General features: G+C 47.5%; 24 protein-coding genes and 1 pseudogene. 13 read left to right on the top strand and 12 right to left on the bottom strand.

What is annotated here, in order from left to right; genetic code table 11:
• Positions 1–8 precede the first annotated feature (8 nt).
• The 8 genes and pseudogenes from ABV298_RS03280 to istA form a co-directional block, all read right to left on the bottom strand.
• Entirely contained in the window at positions 9–1,541 is a 1,533-nt protein-coding gene (locus tag ABV298_RS03280) for an IS66 family transposase (RefSeq protein ID WP_353720768.1), read from the bottom strand.
• Positions 1,542–1,690: 149 nt separating this feature from the next.
• Positions 1,691–1,963 (bottom strand): IS66 family insertion sequence element accessory protein TnpB, encoded by a 273-nt coding sequence (tnpB, locus tag ABV298_RS03275; protein ID WP_353720767.1) that lies wholly within the window; start codon positions 1,961–1,963, stop codon positions 1,691–1,693.
• Between the two features lies 1 nt (position 1,964).
• Positions 1,965–2,273 (bottom strand): hypothetical protein, encoded by a 309-nt coding sequence (locus tag ABV298_RS03270; RefSeq protein ID WP_353720766.1) that lies wholly within the window; start codon positions 2,271–2,273, stop codon positions 1,965–1,967.
• A gap of 150 nt (positions 2,274–2,423) precedes the next feature.
• A pseudogene (locus ABV298_RS03265) lies at positions 2,424–2,804 on the bottom strand (integrase core domain-containing protein); the annotation flags it as partial.
• A gap of 200 nt (positions 2,805–3,004) precedes the next feature.
• On the bottom strand, positions 3,005–3,973 hold the full coding sequence (locus ABV298_RS03260; RefSeq protein WP_353720765.1) for an IS110 family transposase: 969 nt from the start codon (positions 3,971–3,973) through the stop codon (positions 3,005–3,007).
• A 160-nt stretch (positions 3,974–4,133) separates the two neighbouring features.
• On the bottom strand, positions 4,134–4,571 hold the full coding sequence (locus tag ABV298_RS03255) for an ATP-binding protein (protein WP_353720764.1): 438 nt from the start codon (positions 4,569–4,571) through the stop codon (positions 4,134–4,136).
• Complete coding sequence (locus ABV298_RS03250) at positions 4,532–4,885, bottom strand: ATP-binding protein (RefSeq protein ID WP_353720763.1); 354 nt, start codon at positions 4,883–4,885, stop codon at positions 4,532–4,534. The genes ABV298_RS03255 and ABV298_RS03250 overlap by 40 nt, the downstream gene beginning before the upstream one ends.
• 8 nt (positions 4,886–4,893) lie before the next feature.
• Entirely contained in the window at positions 4,894–6,396 is a 1,503-nt protein-coding gene (gene istA, locus ABV298_RS03245; RefSeq protein WP_353723132.1) for an IS21 family transposase, read from the bottom strand.
• 238 nt (positions 6,397–6,634) lie between these two features.
• On the opposite strand from istA, the gene ABV298_RS03240 reads away from it, so the two are divergent.
• From ABV298_RS03240 to ABV298_RS03195, 10 genes are all read left to right on the top strand, one after another.
• On the top strand, positions 6,635–7,000 hold the full coding sequence (locus ABV298_RS03240) for a type II toxin-antitoxin system death-on-curing family toxin (RefSeq protein ID WP_353720762.1): 366 nt from the start codon (positions 6,635–6,637) through the stop codon (positions 6,998–7,000).
• 500 nt (positions 7,001–7,500) lie between these two features.
• The gene (locus ABV298_RS03235; RefSeq protein WP_353720761.1) at positions 7,501–8,589 is read left to right on the top strand and encodes a hypothetical protein; all 1,089 of its coding nucleotides are present in this window, start codon (positions 7,501–7,503) and stop codon (positions 8,587–8,589) included.
• 648 nt (positions 8,590–9,237) lie between these two features.
• Complete coding sequence (locus ABV298_RS03230; RefSeq protein WP_353720760.1) at positions 9,238–9,567, top strand: metalloregulator ArsR/SmtB family transcription factor; 330 nt, start codon at positions 9,238–9,240, stop codon at positions 9,565–9,567.
• Between the two features lie 54 nt (positions 9,568–9,621).
• Positions 9,622–10,206 carry a DUF6428 family protein gene (locus ABV298_RS03225; protein WP_353720759.1) on the top strand — a complete coding sequence of 195 codons (585 nt, stop codon included), beginning with the start codon at positions 9,622–9,624 and terminating at the stop codon, positions 10,204–10,206.
• Between the two features lie 19 nt (positions 10,207–10,225).
• Positions 10,226–10,720: an N-acetyltransferase family protein gene (locus tag ABV298_RS03220; protein ID WP_353720758.1), complete on the top strand. Its 495-nt coding sequence runs from the start codon at positions 10,226–10,228 to the stop codon at positions 10,718–10,720.
• A gap of 6 nt (positions 10,721–10,726) precedes the next feature.
• Positions 10,727–11,140, top strand: a complete 414-nt coding sequence (locus tag ABV298_RS03215; protein WP_353720757.1) for an arsenate reductase ArsC — start codon at positions 10,727–10,729, stop codon at positions 11,138–11,140.
• A 3-nt stretch (positions 11,141–11,143) separates the two neighbouring features.
• Positions 11,144–12,217 (top strand): ACR3 family arsenite efflux transporter, encoded by a 1,074-nt coding sequence (gene arsB, locus ABV298_RS03210; protein WP_353720756.1) that lies wholly within the window; start codon positions 11,144–11,146, stop codon positions 12,215–12,217.
• Between the two features lie 198 nt (positions 12,218–12,415).
• On the top strand, positions 12,416–13,225 hold the full coding sequence (locus ABV298_RS03205; RefSeq protein ID WP_353720755.1) for a fatty acid desaturase: 810 nt from the start codon (positions 12,416–12,418) through the stop codon (positions 13,223–13,225).
• 28 nt (positions 13,226–13,253) lie between these two features.
• Complete coding sequence (locus tag ABV298_RS03200) at positions 13,254–13,523, top strand: fatty acid desaturase (RefSeq protein ID WP_353720754.1); 270 nt, start codon at positions 13,254–13,256, stop codon at positions 13,521–13,523.
• Between the two features lie 191 nt (positions 13,524–13,714).
• Positions 13,715–14,635: a fatty acid desaturase gene (locus ABV298_RS03195; RefSeq protein WP_353720753.1), complete on the top strand. Its 921-nt coding sequence runs from the start codon at positions 13,715–13,717 to the stop codon at positions 14,633–14,635.
• Positions 14,636–15,003: 368 nt separating this feature from the next.
• Here the strand turns inward: ABV298_RS03195 and ABV298_RS03190 are convergent, their stop codons facing one another.
• On the bottom strand, positions 15,004–15,852 hold the full coding sequence (locus ABV298_RS03190) for a transglutaminase family protein (RefSeq protein WP_353720752.1): 849 nt from the start codon (positions 15,850–15,852) through the stop codon (positions 15,004–15,006).
• A gap of 271 nt (positions 15,853–16,123) precedes the next feature.
• Here ABV298_RS03190 and ABV298_RS03185 point away from each other — a divergent pair, with 271 nt between their 5' ends.
• Together ABV298_RS03185 and ABV298_RS03180 are read left to right on the top strand one after the other, a co-directional pair.
• Complete coding sequence (locus ABV298_RS03185) at positions 16,124–18,367, top strand: glycosyltransferase family 4 protein (RefSeq protein WP_353720751.1); 2,244 nt, start codon at positions 16,124–16,126, stop codon at positions 18,365–18,367.
• On the top strand, positions 18,364–19,374 hold the full coding sequence (locus ABV298_RS03180) for a glycosyltransferase family 4 protein (RefSeq protein WP_353720750.1): 1,011 nt from the start codon (positions 18,364–18,366) through the stop codon (positions 19,372–19,374). Before ABV298_RS03185 ends, ABV298_RS03180 begins: the two co-directional genes overlap by 4 nt.
• Here the strand turns inward: ABV298_RS03180 and ABV298_RS03175 are convergent.
• The 3 genes from ABV298_RS03175 to ABV298_RS03165 form a co-directional block, all read right to left on the bottom strand.
• Positions 19,371–20,843 (bottom strand): glycoside hydrolase family 130 protein, encoded by a 1,473-nt coding sequence (locus ABV298_RS03175; protein WP_353720749.1) that lies wholly within the window; start codon positions 20,841–20,843, stop codon positions 19,371–19,373. The genes ABV298_RS03180 and ABV298_RS03175 overlap by 4 nt on opposite strands.
• Before the next feature lie 9 nt (positions 20,844–20,852).
• Complete coding sequence (locus tag ABV298_RS03170) at positions 20,853–21,779, bottom strand: lysophospholipid acyltransferase family protein (protein WP_353720748.1); 927 nt, start codon at positions 21,777–21,779, stop codon at positions 20,853–20,855.
• 68 nt (positions 21,780–21,847) lie between these two features.
• Positions 21,848–22,039, bottom strand: coding sequence for a cold-shock protein (locus ABV298_RS03165; protein ID WP_019942599.1), 192 nt, complete (start codon positions 22,037–22,039; stop codon positions 21,848–21,850).
• Between the two features lie 139 nt (positions 22,040–22,178).
• Between ABV298_RS03165 and ABV298_RS03160 the strand changes: the two genes are divergently transcribed.
• On the top strand, positions 22,179–22,625 hold the full coding sequence (locus tag ABV298_RS03160) for a hypothetical protein (protein ID WP_353720747.1): 447 nt from the start codon (positions 22,179–22,181) through the stop codon (positions 22,623–22,625).
• Positions 22,626–22,781 lie beyond the last annotated feature (156 nt).

Here is a 22,781-nt window from a genome sequence, read left to right as displayed (position 1 = left end):
CAGGTAGCTTAGGCGCTCTGATTGCGGAATTTGATCCAGTTATTTGGAAGCAGTTGATAAAGATCTTTTTGTTTGTGTGACTGGATCCGTTCGAAAACGTCTTTGAGCCACTCCTGCTCATCTACACCGTTTTTCTTGCACGTAGCCATAAAAGAGTACATCCCTGCTGTCATTTCAGCTGCCTGGTGGGAACCAGCGAACAAAAATGCTTTTCTTCCGATTGCCAAGGGCCTAATTACGTTCTCCGCCAGATTATTATCGATCTCAATTTGCCCATGTAATGCATACGCACTGAGCCCTTCCCAGCGAGGTAAGCTGTAAGCAATGGCCTGACCAAGCGGGCTTTTCGGCATTACCAGCGGCAGCTGCTGGGTCATCCAATCTTTTAATTCCAAGAGAACCGGAACCGATTTTTCCTGTCTTAACTTGGTTTTCTCCTCCCAGCTCAGCCCTTCTTCCCGCATCTGCTTTTCAAGGAGATAAAGTAACTGCATACGTTCAAGCACATAGGTAGCCCTTTGCTCGTCGTATTTCTTGGCGTCTACAAATTTGCGTCGGGAATGAGCCATGCAGTAGACCAGAAGGATATCTGAATGGTTCCCAAAGAGCTTTTCGTACACCGAATAGCCATCAACTTGCAGTATACCGGTATATCCCTCCAGCATCTGCCTAGGCCCACTTTGATCGCGACCCTTCCGGTAGTCAAACAGCGTAAGCTTATCACAAGGGGCATTATATATCCACATGTAGCCCTGATGGACCCCATTTTTATGGTCTCGATCAAGCACTTTTAATGGGGATTCGTCTAGCTGTAAATATTTCTGGTTGAGAACCAACAGTTTCAAGAGCTCCCATAAGGGGGACAGGTGCTGCCAGCCCCGCATAATCCAGTCAGAGGCCGTGGAAGCAGGAACATTTACTCCTAACCGTCTGTATTTGTCTATCTGCCGGTGAAGGGGAAGCCCAAAAACATACTTATCAACAACCATTTGGGCAATAACTGCTTCCGAAGGAATGCCCTTATCAATTACACGGTCTGGAAGAGATGCGGTTATGATGCCCTCACCATTGGCACGGGCATATTTGTAACGGATATAACGCTTCACAAAAAACTCAGCAGGAATAAGGTCTAACACCTCAGTGACCTCTTCTCCGATTATAGTGCAGCCGGTAACGTCTTCGGTAGGTTCAATGATGATGATCTCACGGCGCAGGTTCTCAGGAAGCAGCATTCTCCCCGTTCCCTTTTCACGTTTTTTAGCGGGAGCTTTTTCCTTTACAACGTCTGCTGCCTGCTCTGAGAGTTCTTCTTGCTGCTGCCGGTCGGTTCCCAGTTCAAAGAGATCGATCTGGTTTACATCTGTGTATACACTGGCCAGGTTTTCGTTCTTTTTGCCGAATATATACCGCTTGTATTTATCAAGCTCAAAGTTCAGGGCCTGGATCTGCTCATCCTTTTCCGATATTAATTCCAGCGACTTTTTATGTGCAGCAATCGCCTGCTCATAAAGTAATTTATAGTCCGTCGCTATATCTTCCATAACCCGAAGATACGGACCAAAAATAGCCTAATCAAGCTATTGAGGCACTTTTAAAGTAAGTTTTCCATCTTATTTTGTGACCTGATTTGTGTGCTGATATCGTTTTCTTAGACGAACCGAGTCCAACATTACACCCTGTAAAAGAAGTGTCAGTTGATGGCTGTGATGGCTATATCTTCTGATTTTAGCCATTCAAAAGTGCCTTGTTCCAGCTTTTTGACATACATCGCAAACCCGTCCCTGTCCCACTGCAAGAGCCGGATTTGATTAAGTCGTTTACCTAAGAAAACGAAAACATCACCGCTCGATGGATCAAAGCCCAATTCATTCCGGACCAAGCCAGCCAAACTGTATATTCCATAGCGCATGTCAGTTGGGCTCCGATACAGGAAATACCGGCAACTATTGGATAAGGCCAGCATTTTAAAGAATGAGCTTCCTGATAAATGATGCGTCAAGAGAACCGAATAGCTCTATACGTGCTCCGGATGGAAAAGTAATTGCTGCCAGCGCCTGTTGGTCTTGACCAACTAACTCCGGTTGCGGAACTGATATCTGACTGAACCCAGGGGGCGGTGACATGGTGGCTACATTCTTGCCGCGGAATTTTTTAACCCAGTAATTGAATTTATGGTATCCCATACCATTCCGATTGCAAAAAGCCTGCTTGCTTATCCCTTGCGTTTGCCACTGATCATACAGTTCACGCATTTTTTCTGTCTCATTTTTCATGAAACAAGATTACGAACTATGCGGATTTGTTAAAATATGGTTTTATCGGACGCATACAGACATTTGAACTACTCCCGTTTTACTGGACATGATGTCCTCCCAAGTTTTCAGACGGTCGAAAGTAGAGTTTCCGGTGTCTTTTGATGTAAGTTAACAAATTCTTTCGGGACCGTCCGCGGCTGCGGTTAAATCATTCAGTGCGCTGTGCGGCCTAAAGTGGTTGTATCCCCACCGAAAGTCCTCGATTTTTTCTCGGGCATCGTCCAGGGATAAGAACCAGTTGGTGATAGACATTCGTCCCTGAACTTTCCGTTAAATGATCGCTCCGGCGACCCGGTCGACATATGGGTTGTCAGTCGGTTTCCCAGGCCTCGAAAAGTCGAGTTTCACACCGTTTGAATATGCCCATAAGTCCATTTCCTTTGAGATAAATTCACTGCCGTTATCACATTGTATTCGTTCCGGACGACAGCCTTCAATCAGGCAAATCCTGGTCAGTTCAGCTGCAACATCAAATCCTTTTAAGGATTTTCCAGGCAGCAAACCGTGACAAATTTGCCGCCGGAATTCTAAGATTGAAGCAAGAACATGTTCATAATTTAATCGCATTGAACAGAATAAGCTGGCTTTATATTTTCTCACAGTCCTCTCAGATACACAGGACAGGACTCTGTTAGGACCGAACGTTAGGCAGATTGGGCGTAATTCATCAGGGTAACATATTGGGTCCCTCAATGGACAGTGGCAAATACCCGATTTATAAGCTTTGTTTTCACCGCGTTCATAGCGGCCATTTTTGCTTTACCGTCCTTTATTTTGTGTTGATAATACATTTTGAGCTCTGGATCATGCTGTACAGCCGCACTGGCACAATTGCTCAGGAGAGATTTCATTTTCCTGTTAGCCAGTGGACTAACCTTTGTTTTGCCTCTAATACTACTCCCTGAGGAAAACTCAAACGGTGCAACGCCTGAATAGCAGGCAAATTGCCGACCGTTCTCAAAAGCAGTAAAATCCTGTGTATAAATCAGAAATGCGGTAGCAGTGATCATTCCAACCCCGATCACAGAGGTGATCAGGGTGAAATGTCTGTAAATCTGCTCGTCCTCTTTCATAACTAATTGAATTTGATGGTCGGTATCGGCGATTTGCTGTTCTATGAATTTTTGCCGTTGCTCGGATTGGTTGATAATGAACTGATTATCCATTAGACTCGAAATGCTTTTCAAATCTTTTGCAGCATTCGCCAAACTAACGTTCGTCTTTACAAGCCTGTCACGAAACGCAAGAAGATTTTTTAGTTTTAGTAAACATGTAGATGGTAATCGCATAGGTTTCAGGAGACGATGATGCAGGCAAGCAAATTTCGCAATACGCTGTGCATCAACGCGGTCATTTTTACCTCTCACCAACCCAAGTGATTTTTTCAAATGTGAGGGACTAACTAAGGTAAATGGAAAGCCCCTTTCCTGGAGGCAGCAGCAAAGACCTAAGGTATGATGTCCGGTATGCTCCATGCAGAAGAAGCTGTTTGTCTGGTTGATCCCACTTCTTTTGAGTATAGTGAACATCGATTTATAGCCTAGTGAGTTGTTGCCAAACCGATGGACAACGCAATCGTCCGGCTTATTAAAATGGCAAACTGCTACATCCAGGGTAGCCTTCGAAATGTCGACTCCTACAAACCATTCATTTTGCATAACGATCTTTATTAATGTTTGTTTATTTCAACTGAAAAGGATACCACTAATTCATTTCAAAAGTATACCAATTTAGTTTAATGGTAAAGGGTTAGCAGACCGAATTGGGGTACCCCGATTCGGTCTGCTAACGCCGGCGCTCGTATGGCTGGATAGTGCTTCATTTGTTCATTTGTTTTGTTTCCCTTATGCGGTAAGACTCTCCGTTCATGTTGACCAGATAGGCTTTGTGGGTGAGCCTGTCGACCAGTGCATCGGTCAGGACCGGATCGCCAAAGATTTCCTCCCAGCGGTCAAAACCCAGGTTGGTGGTGATGATCGTCGACTTTCTTCCCGTGCGCAGGGAGAGATGGTTAAACAGCAGTTCTGAACCTTGTTTGTCGAAGGAGACATATCCGAACTCGTCACAGATAACCAGGTCCCATTTTTCGAACCGGGCCTCGGTAATACGCAGGGCCCTTTGCGAGTGAGCTTCACGCAGTTGGGTCAACAGTTTGTGAACGGTGGTGAACAATACCTTATAGCCCTGGATACAGGCCTTAAGCCCCAGGCCTACGGCTATATGGGTTTTGCCGGTGCCCGGGTTTCCGGACAGCACGATATTTTGCCCGGATTTGATAAAATCCAGCCGCTCCAGCAGCGGTAGTTTCTGCTGGGCCTGCTGGGTAAATGCTGCTTTTCAAGTTCGCTTAAATACATTCTGGCTGGGAACCCGGCCTGCCTGATGGCCGCACCCTTTCGGTTCTCGATGCGCTTTTCATACTCGATCTGCATCAGCCGGAGCAGGAACGTTTCGTAGCCAGCGCCTTCGGATGCGGACTGGCGGGCGACTTCTTTAAAGTGATGGCCCAATGCAGGCAGGCGGAGCTCTTTGCTGTATTGGCTTATTTGATCCTCGATTGGCTTTTTCATGGCGACTTTTAGTTGAACAGGGATGATATTTGCAGAAGCTGGTTTTGGGCTGCCAGGCCTGTCGAGCAACTGGCCGGCGACGGGCAAGTTTGCGCCTTATTGCCCATCAGGGTCATCAACTGCTCGGCTCCCGGATGCCCAACTCCGCTTGTGAGCAGCCGCTCAACGACCGATGCCAGCAATGCATCCGATACCTGGTTTTGTTTGCAAAAACATAACAGCTCGATAAAGTCTCTGGGGGTTTGCCGGAAGTAAGCCTGATATAGCCTTTTGAGCTGGTCACTGCTGGCAAGGGCCACACTGCCGGCCAATGCCCCTGGCTTACGCTTGAAGGTTTCCAGGTAATGGTCAATTCGCACGATCCACTCGTGTTTGCCATAGCTGCGGGCATGCTGGGCTATTTTTTGCCCTTGATCATAAAGATGTAGCCCGTCACTAAGCACTTTCACATCGACGAACTTGCCCACCAAATGGTCCGGCACCGAGTAACGGTTGGTCTTATAGCTTACCGTGGCGTATTTGTCGGCCCGGAGCTGGATTTGCTCCGCGCAAAGCATCGCCGTATTGCTCACCGGCAGATACGGCTTTTCTTCTTCCAACAGCTGTTGTGCGCTTTTGCCGCTTTGCTGTTGAACGGCCGCATTCAGCTCGGCCAACCGCATCTGTAACCATTCATTGGCCGATTCCAGGTCGTCGAACCGGGTCTTGAACCCAAAGCTTTTTCGGCGCACATATTCCACGCTCCGCTCCACATGCCCTTTTTCGTTGCCGCGCCTTGCGTTACAAAACCGGTGGGTAAACCCGTAATGGCCCCGGAGCTGTAAAAGGGCCATGGTGGGTTCTTTCTGGTGATGGCCCGTAAATTTAGCGACCGCTACGCGCATGTTATCGTAGACCAATTCGGGGTATACATGCCCCAAAGACCTAAAAAACGATACATGCGATTCCATGAACGATAGCGTGTCCTGCCGCTGATAGAGCCGTCCGTAACGATAGTTGCCGTAGCTGCTGGTGAACACAGCCAATTGCAGACGAGATAAAACACCGCCTATCCATAACTTAACTTCCCCCCAGTCAAACTCGCAGCTGCCGCCTGGGGCATACTGCTGACGGATATAGGCTTCCTGCCCATGGGCTATACCCCGCTTTGAGCGGATATAATTGCAGACACTGGTGTAGCCAATCGAAAAACCGCGCTGGTGCAACTCTTTCAATATGTCGCTGTTTTTCAAAAGCTGCTTCCGCAGGCCTGCCTGTTTGTTATCATCGTTGACCAGCAACATCTCATCTATCGCCTGCTGGATTGCTGCGCTCAGGCGCCGTTTGCAGCGGTTCTTTGAGTTATAAACCGGAGCACTCACCAGGTAAGGGCCTATTGAACCATCCACAGATCGATCTCCCTTGACAGCCAAATCATAACCGGCTAGATAACGGCATACCGTCTTCCGGCTGATTTTCAGCTCCCGGCAAATGCTCCGCTGGCTTTTGCCCTCACGGTAGTACTTTAAAATAATCTCCTGCGGTCCGCCGCTGCGGCTTGGTATACATGCTTATCATCTTTGTTCAGCTTCCGTTTCCAGCGCTGAAGGTTCGAAACAAGTGGTATACTTTTCAATTGAAACCTGGTTCCCTTTTCAAGTAATATAAACACTGGATGACTATGACCATGAGCAGTTGGATCGGAAAGGCCGGACTGTGCGCCCGGCCACGTATCCAGATTTAACCGAGTACCATCTCGTCGTCGATGCTATGAAAGCTGACTTCAACTCAGCTGTATTCGGAAAAGAAAAGGATGGAAGCTTCCAAAGTGCTATCGTGCAAATTGGCAAGGGTTTTGGCGACGAGGATTTTTATCCATCGGTGGAAGAAAAGGCAGCAACTTTACTGTATCTTATCATCAAGAATCATAGTTTTGTAGACGGGAACAAGCGTATCGCCGCGGCATGTTTCCTGCTGTTTTTAGAAAGGAACAATTTGCTAACGTCTGACAACGGTGATCCAATTATTAGCAACGAGGCGCTAGCCAGCCTCACCTTGTTTGCCGCAGCCAGTAAGCCGGAAGAGATGGAGACAGTGAAAAATCTCATCATTAGTATACTCAATAGAAACCAGTAGTTTTTGTATCTTATCTGGTTCTGATCTTGGTTAATTGACTGATGATGAGATAGATAAATATTTTGTATCGGCAAGTGATTTTCGAAAAACAACGATAGATAACACTATACAAGCGTCTGAAAAGTTGATATTTGATCTGATTTTTCAGACGCTTGCTTGCTACTGCAATATCAATGTTTTACTAATTTTTGCTCTTGATTTGGCCCTTAGGACTGTAAGGTTTTTCTGATCGATACGGTTACCATTCGATATACATGTGTAATGGAGAATACGGTGCAACAGACCACCCCATTCCGTGGCAGATTGACCAGTAATCCAAATTCTTGGATTTTGTGTAACTCACTGACGAAAGAAAGATTTGGTGGTCGATCTTGACCGAAATCATCTGGTCAGCTCAAATTGAAATGGGGTGGTCACTGGCACCGTAATTTCCACCACTGGCGAGCATTTCAAAAAAATACAATATATCGGATAGTAGTCTTCGAAAGGTTTGCAAGTCCATGGGGATCCCTCTGCCAGATATTGGCCATCGGAATAAAGTAAAGGTTGGGAAAAAAGTCAGGATAAAACCCTTCTTAGAGAAATATGAAGGAGAACAACAACTGCATCTGTCTCTACGGACGGAAGGGGATAACTTTTCGGAGGTAGGAATATCTCCACAACTGGCTTTACAAAGGGCGATTGAAGCTGATACATCAGTTGACCTGGTAGTTAAGCAAGAGTTGTTAAACCCGGATCCATTAGTTAAAGCGGTTCAACAAGCGTTTTTGTCAAACGCCAAGGGGGATAGCTATCTTCGGGGAGATCTCAGACTGCCCGCCGGCGGAAATGTCTACATCAGCGTGTCGTCCGGCCTGCTTGATCGTTCCTTGCGTATTATGGATACCTTCATTAAAGCTATGCGGCAAAGAGGGCATGATTTTACCCTGGAAGGCGAATATTACAAGGTCGTCGTATCCGGAGAGGCAATAGGAATGGTGTTAACGGAAATGCAAAACAGAATCGCGGCGTACGACAGTTGGCAGAGCAGCCTTCTAAAAGCGAACGGAAATCTGATGTTCAAGTTCGAAGAATATTACATCTCTACCATTTGCAAGGATGGTAAAGAGCAGAAGCTCGAACAGCGACTATCGAGAATAATTTCCCGGTTAGAATTGGCCGAGCGCCTTAAAAAAGAACGGGAGGAAAACGAGAAGAGGTGGGCGAAAATGCGGGAAGAGGAAAGAATACGAAAGGAATTTGAGGAGCGGAAGAAGCTGGAAATAAAGTCTTTTCAGCAATTGGTAAAAGCTGCAAGCCGTTGGAAGGAGGCTCAGGTCATCCGGGAATATATTAATCAGAAGGAGCAGAAGGCTCGCGATGCGAATTCATTGAATGAAGAAATGACCGCCTGGCTCTCTTGGGCCAGAAGGAAGGTCGATTGGTATGATCCTTTTGTGGATACTGGGGACGAGTGGCTTAGGGATATATTGCCTGATAAGATTATGAAGGAAGATGTTGCCAAGAACACGAATCCTTGGTTTGATCAGAATAACTCGGAACAAAAGGACGATGGGTGGCCACTAAAACCTTGGTATGTTAATTCTTAAAGTTTTGGTTTTAGATTATTTTTCCCGTTGGTCAAACCTACGGAACTATCAACTAAGCGAGCTGAATAATAGCGGAAATGCTTTGATAGATTCTCAGGGACAACTGTCATTTGAAAATGCTCCAAATTGCAGCGTTGTGTTGGCGAATTGTTATTTGTAAGTTACAAAATCTGACAGTTTTGTAACTTACAAATAACAATTTTGGGCTCGTTTCGCAGGAAGCAGATTCTGCGAGCAAATAGTTGACACCACAGACTCGATCTTCCCTTGCAAGATCGAAAAAGTTTGGTGAGTTGTCGGCAGTCGCAACCACAGTGGTCGAAAGTATCGATAGCAATCATGGGCAGATCTCAGAGGCGGGTGCTTTCCGCCGGTGGCAAAGTGGGGCGGGTCGTTGTTACGGTCGATTCTAGTTGAGGACAGACATCATAGGTGCAGTGCAATAGTTTTTGGACTCGGCAGGTGGGTGGATACTACGTTCAGCACCTGTTTTCAATTTAATATTCACGTTAACCGCTCACATATCATAGTACCTTTTAGACTTAAAAGAAGGTTTTGGGTGAGATAACATGCGGATCATGGAACGGGAAATAAAAAATTACATATCGCAATATTGCGATATGTAATTTTTCCTGTTATGTTTGGAGTATGGGAGTTACGAAAACGGAAATATTCACAGAGCAGCAGAACCGGATCGCGGATCTGGCCAAAGCATTTGCACATCCTGCACGGGTGGCAATTTTGCAGCTGCTCATTGCCCGCAAGGCATGTGTTTGCGGTGATCTGGTAGACGAACTGGAACTTGCCCAGGCGACCGTGTCGCAGCATTTGAAGGAGTTGAAGCGGATAGGTATCATTCAGGGAGAGATTAACCCACCTCGCGTCTGTTACTGTATTAACCCACCGGTGTGGGAAGAAGCCCGCCAGGCCTTCGGCTCGATACTGGAATCCTTTGAACAGGTTACCTGCTGCAATTAGGCGGGTGTTTTTTTGAATAAATTAATCGTAATATTACATTATAACAATGAAACCATGGCAAATCAATTCAATCCGGTGACAAGCCGTCCGATGACCTGGGGCGATTTCAAAAATACGCTCGAACAAAACCCTGAGCTGCACCTGCAATTCGAATATGAGGCAGGAAAATTCGTGGATAGCTCGTATCATATCACCGAAATCAAGCAGGCGCCCATCGTTTCGGTCGATTGCGGTGGCCAGATGAATAGCTGGACCGAAGTTATAGTGCAGATATGGGAACCCTCGGTCAAAGAAGCTGATCGGTCCATGAAAGTGGGCAAGGCGCTTAAAATCGTTGGGATCGTAGAAAAATCGGTGCCTTTGAACCCGAATGCCATAGTGAAAATTGAATTTGGCAACTCGAAGTTCGACACGCGGCAGATGTATCCCGGAGAATTCGTTGCCGAAGGTGAGACATTTACGGTAAATTTGGTCCCCGACTTTACCCAATGCAAGGCGCTTTCGCGCAATCAAAATTGTGGGACAACATCGGCCGATGCTTCCTGCGGCGCTCCTGCGTATAAAAAAGACGAGTCTAAGCTGGTTGTAGCCAGTGAGGAAGCGTCTTGTTGCACCCCGGGGGAGGCTGTTGCTAGTTAACCATCATAACAACCTATCGATGACGATCAGAGAATTATTACCCAACGATTGGCCTGTGGTCCGCGATATCTATGCGCAAGGCATCGCAACCGGTCAGGCAACGCTCGAAACAAGTCCGCCGGAATGGGAGGTATGGGATCAGTCCCATGTGGCGGACCTCCGGTATGTAGCCGTTACCGACAACGGCGAAGTCGCGGGTTGGGCTGCATTGACGCCTGTTTCCGGCCGATGCGTTTATGCCGGAGTGGCCGAGGTGAGTGTTTATGTAGCCGAAGCTTTCAGAGGCCAAAAAATAGGGGACCTGCTTTTGAAGCATTTAATTATCGAAAGTGAGGCCAAGGGTTACTGGACATTACAGGCCGGTATTTTCCCGGAAAATTCGGCAAGCATCAGGCTCCATGAAAGCAATGGTTTCCGGATCATCGGGTACCGTGAAAAAATCGGTAAAATGAAAGCTGTCTGGCGGGATGTAAATCTGTTGGAACGCAGAAGTAAAACCATAGGAATCAATTAAATAAACATGAAAAAAGTATTAGTGCTATGCACCGGTAACAGTTGCCGGAGCCAGATTGCCGAAGGATATTTAAGACATTTTGCCGGAGACAACACCGCCGTATACAGTGCAGGGGTAGAGACGCATGGCGTGAATCCCAAAGCCATCGCGATCATGGCGGAAGACGGAATTGATATTTCCCATCATACGTCAAACAACATGGATGAATATGGCGACATCGATTTCGATTTCGTCATCACGGTTTGTGACAATGCCAGAGAGCGTTGCCCTTACTTTCCCACCAATGCAAAGAAATTCCATCACAACTTCCCGGACCCGGCAAAGGCAACGGGTACTGAGAAGGAAGTTTTGGAAGAGTTCCGGGCCGTTCGGGAGCAGATCAAAGCTTACGCTGAAAACTTTGTAAAAGAAAATCTGTAAGCAATGTCTGCGAATAACTGCGCTCCGGCGGCAAACCGCAGGAAACTCGGCTTCCTCGACCGATACCTGACACTATGGATTTTCCTTGCGATGGCTTTCGGTATCATCGTCGGCAATGTTGCGCCGACTGTACCGGATTATATCAACCGATTTTCCAATGGCGCGACCAACACCCCCCTGGCCATCGGTTTGATCCTGATGATGTATCCGCCGCTTGCCAAAGTGAAGTATGACAAGATGGGCGAGGTATTTCGAAATACTCGGGTGATGACCGTTTCCCTTCTGCTCAACTGGGTCGTTGGTCCGGTGTTGATGTTCGTACTTGCGGTGGTCTTTCTGCCCGATCATCCCGATTACATGGTCGGATTGATATTGATCGGCCTGGCGCGCTGCATCGCCATGGTGCTCGTGTGGAATGAGCTTGCGGAAGGCAGCCGCGAATACGCGGCGGGGTTGGTTGCGCTCAACAGCGTGTTTCAAGTCCTGCTGTATAGTTTCTATGCCTATTTCTTCATTACGGTTTTACCGCCGTTAATCGGTTTGAGAGGACTGGCTGTTGATATCACTATTGCTGAAATTGCATTAAGTGTCAGCGTTTACCTAGGTATTCCCTTTGCAGCGGGAATGCTAAGCCGCATTGGTTTAACTGCCTGGAAGGGCGAAAAATGGTACGAGACCAGATTTTTGCCTTTCATCTCACCGATTACATTGATTGCGCTGCTGGCTACAATTGTTTTGATGTTCAGCCTGAAAGGTGAGCTGATCGTTCAATTGCCGGGTGATGTGGCATTGATAGCGATACCGCTCGTGATTTATTTTGTAGTGATGTTCTTGACGAGTTTTTTCATTGCAAAATCACGTGGCGCCGATTACGGACAGAACGCATCCATTGCTTTTACCGCTTCGGGGAACAATTTCGAGTTGGCGATTGCTGTTGCTATCGGTGTGTTTGGGATCAATTCCGGTCAGGCGTTTGTGGGCGTGATTGGCCCGTTGGTGGAAGTCCCGGCCTTGATAGCGCTGGTCAATGTAGCTTTTTGGCTGAGAGATAAGTATTACAAATCAACAATCGCCTGAATACGGACGATGAAAATCGCTTCATTTTGTTCAATTTCTCCTGACTTCAGGATACAACGACCTGAGATTCCAACTTATTTGCTATGTGATCAAATACAAATTGTATTTTTCCGTTATTATAGCAGAAGGCTTATTGACATTACGAAGATTAACTTGTTCTCTCACCTGGTCCTTCGGTAAACAAGTTGAAATCGACGTATGACAAAAGATAAAGTAAAATTCGCTCCCCTGGAAAAAAGCCTGTTCTTCCCGACCTTGAAAAAGAGGGTAGATCAGTACTTTGCCGACAACCGCCAATCCCGGTATGCAAACAAGACAATGATCGTTAAGACGGTTGTGTTGCTTTGTATTTATATTGTGCCTTATGTGCTTCTGCTGGTGTTTACACCTCCGTTTGCCGTCAGCCTGCTGCTATGGCTGCTGATGGGCACCGGAATTTCCGGTATCGGGATGAGCGTCATGCATGATGCCAACCACGGGGCCTTCTCCCGGCGTCCCTGGGTAAACAAGTGGATGGGCCGCACCATTTATCTGGCCGGTGCTGGTGTTGTGAACTGGAAACTTCAACACAATGTCCTTCACCACACTTATACCAATGTTGCCGACCTGGACGAAGACATTAAAGACCGTGGCGTGTTAAAGCTTTCGCCACATGATAAGGCTGGTCCTATGCACCGGTTCCAGTGGATGTACGCATTTCTTTTCTATGGGATCGTTACACTTTACTGGGTGCTGTTGAAGGACTTTATTCAATACTACCATTTTATCCGATCGGGAGTGAACCGGCAGGGCAAGGCAGAAAACAGACGCATGCTGACTGGACTGGTCTTGATGAAAACGGTGTATTTAAGTATCTTCTTTGTAATTCCGGTGTTTGCTGCCAGCATCGTTTTCTGGCAGGTGCTGCTTGGATTTTTTCTAATGCATTTTGTGGCCGGGCTCGTTTTGACGGTCATCTTTCAGCTGGCGCATTCAGTGGAGGGCACGCATTTACCCGTTGCCCAATGATCGTGGCGTTATCAGCCAGGATTGGGCAATGCACCAATTGGAAACAACAGTTAACTTCTCTCCCCGCAATAAATGGCTTAGCTGGTACATCGGTGGCCTGAATTACCAGATTGAGCATCATTTGTTCCCTAAAATCTGCCATGTCCACTATCCGAAATTAGCGCCCATCGTCAGAAAGACTGCCGAAGAGTTTGGCCTGAAATATCAGGAGAACAAAACCTTTCTGATAGCCTTGCGCGCGCACATTGTGAGCTTGAAGCGTTTTGGTGCGCCGGGCTTTGAGGATGCTATCGTGTAAGCGGCCCCCTTAATTATTCACTATACACCAGACCGATCAGTATGGCATTTATCGATGTAGTTTTAAGGCCCCCTTCTTACGGGTGGAAGGATCAGCAGGGAAATTTGATCAAACCGGGCACAAGACAAATCTTGGGCGAGTTCTTCGCTCGTTTGAATATTTTCGTAGACCGTCGCAACTGGCTGCCAGTTATGAGTTGGGCGAAGGTAGCCGCGATGGTACCGTTTTTGTACCTATTTATTTTTGAATTTTTCAGTTTTGGAATGCTTGCTGCTGCATTTGTATACAGCATGATTATCATGGGGACACACGGCACGATCTGGCACCACCGGTACTGCACGCACGGGGCTTACAAGTTCCAAAACAAATTCTGGCGCTTTTTCACACAGAACCTGACGATCAGCATGATCCCTGAGGAGATATATGTGGTTTCACACCATGTGCATCACGCCAAATCAGATAAGCCGGGCGACCCTTACAATGCCCAGGCAGGTTTCCTGTATTGCTTTTTGGCGGATGTCAACCACCAGCCGATTGCGCATGACCTCTCTGAGGGTGATTACAACCGGGTAAAGCTGTTGATGAAGCATACGGGGATAAAAGGGAATACGTATGCACAGTATTTGAAATGGGGCTCGTTTCTCAATCCGGCCCGCGGCGTGGTAAGCTGGATGCTGAACTGGTCGTTTTGGTATCTGGCCTTTTTCCTTTTGGGCGGACACGCCCTGGCATGTACATTATTTGGCGCTGCCGGCTTTTGGGCTGTGGGCGTCCGGACGTTCAACTACGAGGGGCACGGGAAAGGTAAGAATGTGCAGCGGGAGGGAGTTGACTTTAACACGACCGATAATTCGGTCAACCAGGTATGGCCCGGAATAGTAGCGGGGGAGTGGCATAACAACCACCACTTGTTCCCCAAAAGCGCGCGCAGCGGGTTCAAGCCTTATCAGGTTGACTTAGCCTGGTACTACATCTGGTTTATGCATAAGATTGGCGCTGTAAAATCATATAAGGATTTCAAAAGGCAGTTTTATCAGCAGTACCATACACCCTATCTTCGCGGCTTGCGCAAGCCGTCGTCGGAAGAACGTTCCTATCATCAACCAGTATGATTCCTGTCCTTTTCGCTATATCCAATTCAGTTTCTGCGCAAAGGTGAGCTTTTGATACACATCTTTACTACTTACGAATCTAATTGAACACCGTGAATGCAAAAGGGCCTTGCAGATCGAAACCTCACCCAAGAATCAAAAATCTGAGGGGAGGAATAGTGGTCCAAATCGCTTTGCTACTGCTGTCTTCCAGACTCCGCTTTTGGGCGCTTGTATTGCAGGCTTATGGAAATTTACATCCTTGGGTTTGAGTTAGTGGTTTTCGTTCTTGATATGCCCAAATTAGGCGTTTTGCAAGCGATGTTTGGGCATGTAGTTTCGATATCTAGGTTATTATCAGGCAAAGCCACTCTTCAAAGTCATGTTTTCTACAAGTCATTCAATTGGATTACTTCGCATCTGTAGCTCATAGTGGCCGAGCATTGCTCGGTCAATCCTTCGACAGGTGCCACCTGCGCTGGACCGGGTCCAATCGCAAGCGGGATATGGCCTTCACTGGTAAACAGGCCCGAGGTCGTGTCCAAACCAATCCAGCTAGCCCCTGGTATGAAAACTTCTGCCCAGGCATGCAGTTCAACAGAGTCGCCCGATGTGGTACCTAATTGTACCAGATAACCTGATACAAACCTGCTTGCCAGTCCTAATCGTCGCAGCACCTGAACCATGAGCCATGCAGAATCGCGGCAAGAGCCAGTACGGGTCCTTAGGGTCATCTCGCATGACTGCACGCCTGGCTCTAATCTCTGCACGTAGCGGATATAATTACAAACGTGCTGATTGAGCTGTACCAGGAAAGAGAGGGTTTCACCATGAAACTTTTCGGTGCAGCCAACGAATGCGGTGAGCGCAGAACTCCTGTCTACGATTTGTAAATAAGGCAGCAAAGCATTTTTAACGATCGAAGGATACAAAAATGGGAAGCGCTGCGATTCATCGTCGAGCAGTACATCGAAGGGGTTCAAACTGTTCAGTTTGATTTCCAAGGTAACCTCCACCGACATAAAATCTGTTTTGTCAGCGAAATCGGCCCGCGCCATTTTATTGCCGTAAACATCGTGTTGCCAGTAAAGGCGATTGGCAGGCCGCAGAACAAAACTGTATTCTTCGATGATCGCCTGGGTATCGGGTTGCGGCGCAAGGCGGAATCGGTGAGGGGACAGAAGTACCTTGTGATCGTAGCTGTAGTCTATCCTGTGCTTGACTGAGACGCGCGTCATCTAGTCGCCCTTCGATTTACTATCCCTCTTCTCCTTCTTATCCGCGCGCTTTTCTTTCAGGTTTTTGGCGGGCTTTTTCTTGTCACTTTTCTGCTGGTTTTTTTCTTTTGACATGGTTTTTAGTTTTGTTGTAAGGTAGGTCCTTTTACTTGATATTCAACATGTATTATGAATTCATAGAGATTCTGTGAAGTATTTGGCGGCAGCTGAAATATTCCCGGGTCATGCCATTTAAATAGGTTACCTTACAACAAATCAACAAACGGCGGAAATGAAAATAGCATTTATAGGGACCTACCCACCAAGGGAGTGCGGAATTGGCACTTTCACCCAGAACTTATTTCATTCTACCGTCGGAGAGGAAGCCCTGGTCGGCGGCTCGCAAGGCTTTGTGATCGCGATAGACGACAATGGCCTACATTATGATTATCCCAAAGAAGTGAAGCTCGCTATCCGGCAGGAAGAACAGACTGACTATCTGGAAGCAGCCAATGTCATTAACCTGAGCGGGGCTGATGTATGCATACTCGAACACGAATTCGGCATATTTGGCGGTCAGGACGGCATCTACATTCTGCCGTTGTTGCACCGGCTCAAAATTCCGCTGATCGTCACGCTACATACTGTGCTGAAAACACCTTCCTACAATCAGAAGGCTGTGATGACCGAGATATGTAAAATTGCGCAGTCGGTGGTGGTCATGAGCCAGACCGCGGTCGATATGCTATCGGATGTCTACAAGGTGCCCATCGACAAAATCGCCCGTATTGCACATGGTGTGCCGGATATACACTTTGGCCAACTTCTGGCCAAGAAAGAGTTCAAGCTTTCCTCCAAACAGGTGCTATTGACCTTTGGGTTTATTGGGCGTAATAAAGGAATCGAGACAGTCCTAAGGGCCTTACCCGAGGTAGTCAAAAAGTATCCGCAACTTGTCTACATTGTGCTAGGTAAAACGCATCCCAACGTAGTCAGGCATGCTGGGGAAGAGTACCGTGTCTTCCTTGCAGGCTTGGTCAAACAGCTGGGCATTGAGAAGCATGTCGTATTCCTGAACGAGTTCATAAGTCAGTCCGAGCTTTTCAAATACCTCTCTGCCTCCGATATCTACATCACCCCTTATACCAGCGAGGCCCAGATTACGAGCGGGACGCTTTCCTATGCGATTGGCGCCGGTAATGCAGTGATCTCTACGCCTTATTGGCATGCAGCAGAATTGCTCGCCGATGGCAGGGGCCGTCTTTTCAATTTCCACGACTCGCCGGCACTTACCGAGATATTGCTTGAACTACTGGATCATCCCGAGCAGATGCGGCAGCTCCGGAAAAATGCATTTGATTATGGTCGCGAAATAACCTGGCCGAAAATCGGGCAAAAATATCTGGAATTGGCGGGGTCAATAGCGAAAATCGGACTAGATATTGAATCGGGCAATCCGATGATTCTGGACCCGCTTGCGCTTCCGCCATTCCTGCTCGATCACGTGCAGCGCCTCACCGACGACACCGGCATTATCCAGCACGCCAAATACGGGATCCCGAACCTGAAAGAAGGCTATTGTCTGGATGATAATGCAAGGGCCTTGCTGATGGTGTTGATGACCTACAAAAGAAACAAGCATCCACTTGCCTTGAAACTGTCGCCCACCTATTTAAGCTACATCAATTACATGCAGACCCAGGACGGCATGTTCAGAAACTTCCTGAGCTTCAACCGTAACTTCCTGGATGAAGTAGGGTCGGAGGACTCCTTTGGTCGCACGATTTGGTCGTTGGGCTATCTGCTCGGGAATGCACCTAATGACGCCTATTACCAGACCGGCCGCGAGATTTTCTTTGACGCTGTGCCGAATTTTACCAAACTCAAATCTATCCGAAGTATTGCCAACACCGTCGTCGGGATATGCCACTATTTGAAAAGCAATCCGACAGACGAAGGGATGATCAAGATATTGGAAGCCCTGACCGGCAGGCTTCTCGCCGAATACGATATCCACCGCAGCAATGATTGGCAATGGTTTGAATCGCTGCTGGCCTATGACAATGCATTTTTGCCTTTGGCGCTCCTGCATGCTGCTGAGTTTTTGCATGATCCCCGCGTCTTCGAAGTAGCAATAGAAAGCATGGATTTCCTTTCGGATGTAACGCTCCGCAACGGCTATTTGTCGGTTGTTGGCAACGAGAACTGGTACGGCAGAGACCGAGAGCAATCGATGTTTGCTCAGCAACCACTGGATGCCCTTGCCATGGTATTGATGTTCCATCAGGCGTTCCGGCTTACCAAAGATCAATCCTATATCCAGAAATTATCCACCTGTTTCATGTGGTTTTTAGGAGAAAACGACCTCCGGGTAAGCCTTTACGATTTTGAAACAAAAGGCTGCTGCGACGGTTTGGAAAGCACAGGAGTCAACCGAAACCAGGGAGCCGAGAGCACATTGGCCTATCTGATCTCCCATTTAAGCGTGCTCGAAGCATTTGAGGAAGTCACCAAAATGGAAGCCGAACTGGTATGAGAGTGGCTATACTATCATCGATCGCATGGCGTACGCCGCCCCGGCAATATGGGCCGTGGGAGCAGGTGGCCTCCTATCTGACGGAGGGGCTCGTCGAGAAGGGCGTAGATGTAACGCTCTTTGCCACAACCGATTCGGTGACCACGGCAAAACTGGAAGGAACCTCGCATGCTCCCTATGCGGAAGACAGGGACATCGACCCAAAAGTGGCCGAATGTCTGCACATCAGCCATTTGATGGAAAATGCCTCGCAGTTTGATCTGATTCACAATCATTTCGATTTTCTCCCATTAACCTACTCCAAACTCATCCGGACCCCCATGCTGACGACGATCCATGGATTCTCATCCACCAAAATCCTGGATGTCTACCGGAAGTATAACGGCTCATGCTTTTACGCATCCATTAGCAATGCCGATCGTAGCGATGAACTGGACTACATTGCAACAGTGTATAACGGTGTCGACGGCAAGGATTTCCCTTTCGAGAGAAACCCGCAAGACTATCTGCTGTTTTTCGGCCGTATTCATTCCGAGAAGGGAACGCTAGAAGCGATTCAGATAGCCCGGGAGTCCGGAAAGGTCCTACTAATTGCGGGGCTGATTCAGGACGACGCCTATTTCGAGCAAAAGATCAAGCCCTGCATCGATGAAAGATCGGTCTTTTATATTGGGAACGTCGGTCCATCCGAGCGCAAAACGTTACTCGGAAAAGCGCTCGCGCTGCTTCACCCGATTCAGTTCGACGAACCTTTCGGTTTAAGCGTCGCTGAATCGATGTTTTGCGGTACGCCGGTGATCGCCTTTAACCGTGGCTCGATGTGCGAGCTGATTGTCGACGGAAAAACCGGGTTCCTGGTCCATACAATCGGTGAGGCCGTTCAGGCTGTAAAAAGGGTTGCACAGCTTGACAGGCAGGAATGCCGCCAATGGGCGAAGGCGATGTTTTCGAAAGAAAAGATGGTGGACAACTACATGAAAGTCTACGAAAAAATTCTGCGGCGTTAGTTTCTGTCGCCGATAAGGTCCTCTAATAATTCTTCTAAATTGACCACTGCATACGTAGAAGCATAGTCGGAAGTGGCATAAGGGATAATCAGACTCTGATTGTGCACAAATGCGCCGCAGGAATAGACTACATTCGGCACATAACCATCGCGCTCGCTTGCATTGGGGATCAGTAGGGGGTTAATCAGACGTCCTATCTCATTTTCAGGGCTTTCCAATTCAAACAGTGATACTCCTAGCACGTACTCCCGCATCGGGCCTACTCCGTGCGTTAATACCAGCCATCCGGCCCGGGTTTCAATGGGTGAGCCGCAATTGCCGATTTGAACGAATTCCCAGGGAAATTTAGGTGTCTGGATCAACGTGGCCTTGCGCCAAACGCTGATATTATCCGAATAGGCAATGTAATTATTGACGCCGTCGATGCGGCAAAGCATGGCGTATTTGCCCTTGATCTTTCGTGGAAAAAGTGCCATTCCCTTATTCTGCGCAATCTCTCCGTGCAGCGGCAGTACTTTAAAATGATAGAAGTCCCGGGTAGTCAACAGCTTGGGCAGGATATTGACGCCATCGTATGCCGTGTAGGTAGCATAGTAGGTCCGCTCTTGGTTGTCATCGGTGAAACAGACAAACCTCGCATCTTCGATACCTCTTTTTTCCGTATCGGCGATGGGAAAGATCACACGTTCTGAAATGTCGGTGTCAAGGGAAAAATCCATTTCGTAGTGCGAAGAGGCCAGCCACATTACCTCGTGGAGAAACACCGCGCCCGCAATGTCCATCTCCGGCAACCTGCTGGTTTCTTCCACATATCGTTTGAGTTCTTCATATGTAAATGTCTCGGTCAGCTTTCCTTCCAAAGCCGGGTACGCAAGATTGTCCAAATCCTGCATTTCGCCCAATTTTGACAGAAACGACCTTTTCTTATAGACGTGGTTGCGCACATGCTCGGGAGAATCGAGTAACCGGCCGGGCGTATCGATGACAATATCATCGTTTTGATCAATAAGTGCCGAACGGAATACAATAGACGATATATGCCCTTCCCCCGTAGCCCGAAAGCTGAGGATCACCCGCGTTTCGCCCGGTTCAACGCCGGATTGATCGGGATCGGCCACAATGGACGGGTTGAAAAAGGCCGCAGCTTCGATGGAATATTCCATTGTGAAATAGGCACCGATCAGCAGACGCTGGTTCGTCTCCAGATCCTGCGGGTCTATTTGCATGGCGTTGAACAGAACTTCCAGCTTTCGAAAATGCCGTTCGAATACTTTGAGGATATTCCGGTGCCGTTTCGCGTACTTTCTCAGAACGTTGTTCAGTTGCCGTATCTGGGTGCCTGCATCAAGCGCGAGAATAATCGATATCAGTTCTTTACTCCTATCCTCGCCATTGTACAGAAATCGCGCAATGACCCGGCTCGAATCAGGCTGAAAAATGGTGTCTTTCCGAATGAGATGTACGGCCATGATCAATATTTAAGATGAGTGGATAGCAGCCGCCGCCGGAATTTTCCACCGGTTATGTGACCATAGCCAGTAAGATGGCGCGCGGCTGATGCTATTTTCGAGAAAATGATAGTAGGATTTTGTAATGCTCAGGGGCGTTGACCGGTCAGAGCGCTCCATCAGCCGGAATGTGAACTCGTAGCTGAAACGAGACCTTTTTTGAGATTCAACGTACACGACTGCCGCCTGCGATGAAGCCGCCATCCGTTCTCCGCCCGTTTGAACGGCAGTATCCTGGTCCAGAAATGAAATATGAAATTTGTCGCTGCCAGGCGCAGGCCGCTGATCCGCGATGACCACCAGTAAATTAGGGACAGCAGTTTGGCGCAACAGCGACAACGCTTGCCGGTAAAATCCCTTCTTGGGAATAAGTTTGACCCCCAGGAACGAACGCAACCTGATCATCATCCTGTCGAGCAAACCATTCTTGATCGGCGAGTAGGCTGTATAAACCGGATAGTGCGTCACTTGCGGAAGATTAATCAGGTATTCCCAGTTTCCGTAATGCGACGCGAAGACTATTACCGGTCGTTGGTCTGCATGGAGCAACTCCAAAATTTCTGGATTGATATACTTAGCCAGGCGCTTTCTAAGCCTTTCGGGCGCCAGGTAAAACAAAAAAGGTTCGAGCAAAAGATCACTCATATGGCGGTAATATGCGCTCGTCAGCTTGCGGATCTCCCCGGCGGATTTGGTGGGGAAAGAACTTGTCAGGTTTTGACGTATCACCGTTTTCCGGTACCGCAGTACAAACCGAAGCAATAAGGAAAGTAAAATAGAAAGGAGCGACGTCAGGCAAAGCAGCGCTTTACTCCAAAGCGCTGCTGGCAGATCTGTTAATAGCGGCGTTACTGTTCGCCATAACGATCTCGGGTATTGCGGGATATTGGATTTCATTTGTATGGTCTAAAACAAAAAATCCTCCGCACTGGGAGGATTTTTATTGCTTTGTATGGCTTGGCCGCTTAGATAATAGTTACATTAACTGCGTTCAGGCCTTTTCTACCTTCTTCTACTTCGTAAGACACACTGTCATTCTCACGGATATCATCATTAAGACCAGTGGTGTGTACAAAAATGTCATCTCCGCCATTTTCCGGAGCAATGAAACCAAACCCTTTGGTGTCATTAAAAAACTTAACTGTTCCTCTATTCATAACTTTATTTTAAAATATTTATCAAATGTAAAATAAAATTTTGACAATAAAAAACATTTCAAAAATATTTAGAATAATATTTTCCTTTGCTCAAAAATGACTACCTTCAAGAGACACTTTATTATACCTGACCTCCGTAATGCAAGACCTGCTCGATATCCATTTAAATCCTGACTTTTTGGGTATTCGCGAATATTGTCTGGAAAAGTTGCGGCCTTCCCACATGGAGCAGCTCGATAGCTTGATTCGAAAGTATCCTACTTTGATATCCGGCGCCTTTTTTCTCCGGTCTACTTCGCGGAACGGCAGCATTTTCAGTTATCCGTATGACGAAACCGGCGATAAGCAGGTGATTGCGTGGTCGCGGATTTCCGGTGACCATGAAATACTGTGTGCTATAAATTTGAATCAGGAAAAATACGCTTGTGTATATGTTACTGTCGATGATATAATGCACCCGATAGACAGCTCGATGAAGTGCCTGTTTGCCTCCGAGCTGAGCCCGGCAGAACTAAATATCGAAGTAAGAAACGGCAAGGCGATCCGACTAACTATCCCTCCGCATGCGCTGGTGATTTATAGTTGACCAGTAGATGGGCATTGATTCGATACTAACGGCCATCATTACATCGATCGCAGGAATTCAGGGACCAATAGCACATACCAGCCAATAATCGATATGGCTTTTAGCGTCGACATAAGTTCCTTTGGTGATTCAGGCAGGTCATAGGCAGATGATCAG

Source organism: Dyadobacter sp. 676 (assembly GCF_040448675.1).
In the GTDB taxonomy this organism is placed as follows: Bacteria; Bacteroidota; Bacteroidia; order Cytophagales; family Spirosomataceae; genus Dyadobacter.
The sequence above is the reverse complement of the archived record's forward strand: the minus strand, read 5'-3'. Positions and strand labels throughout refer to the sequence as shown.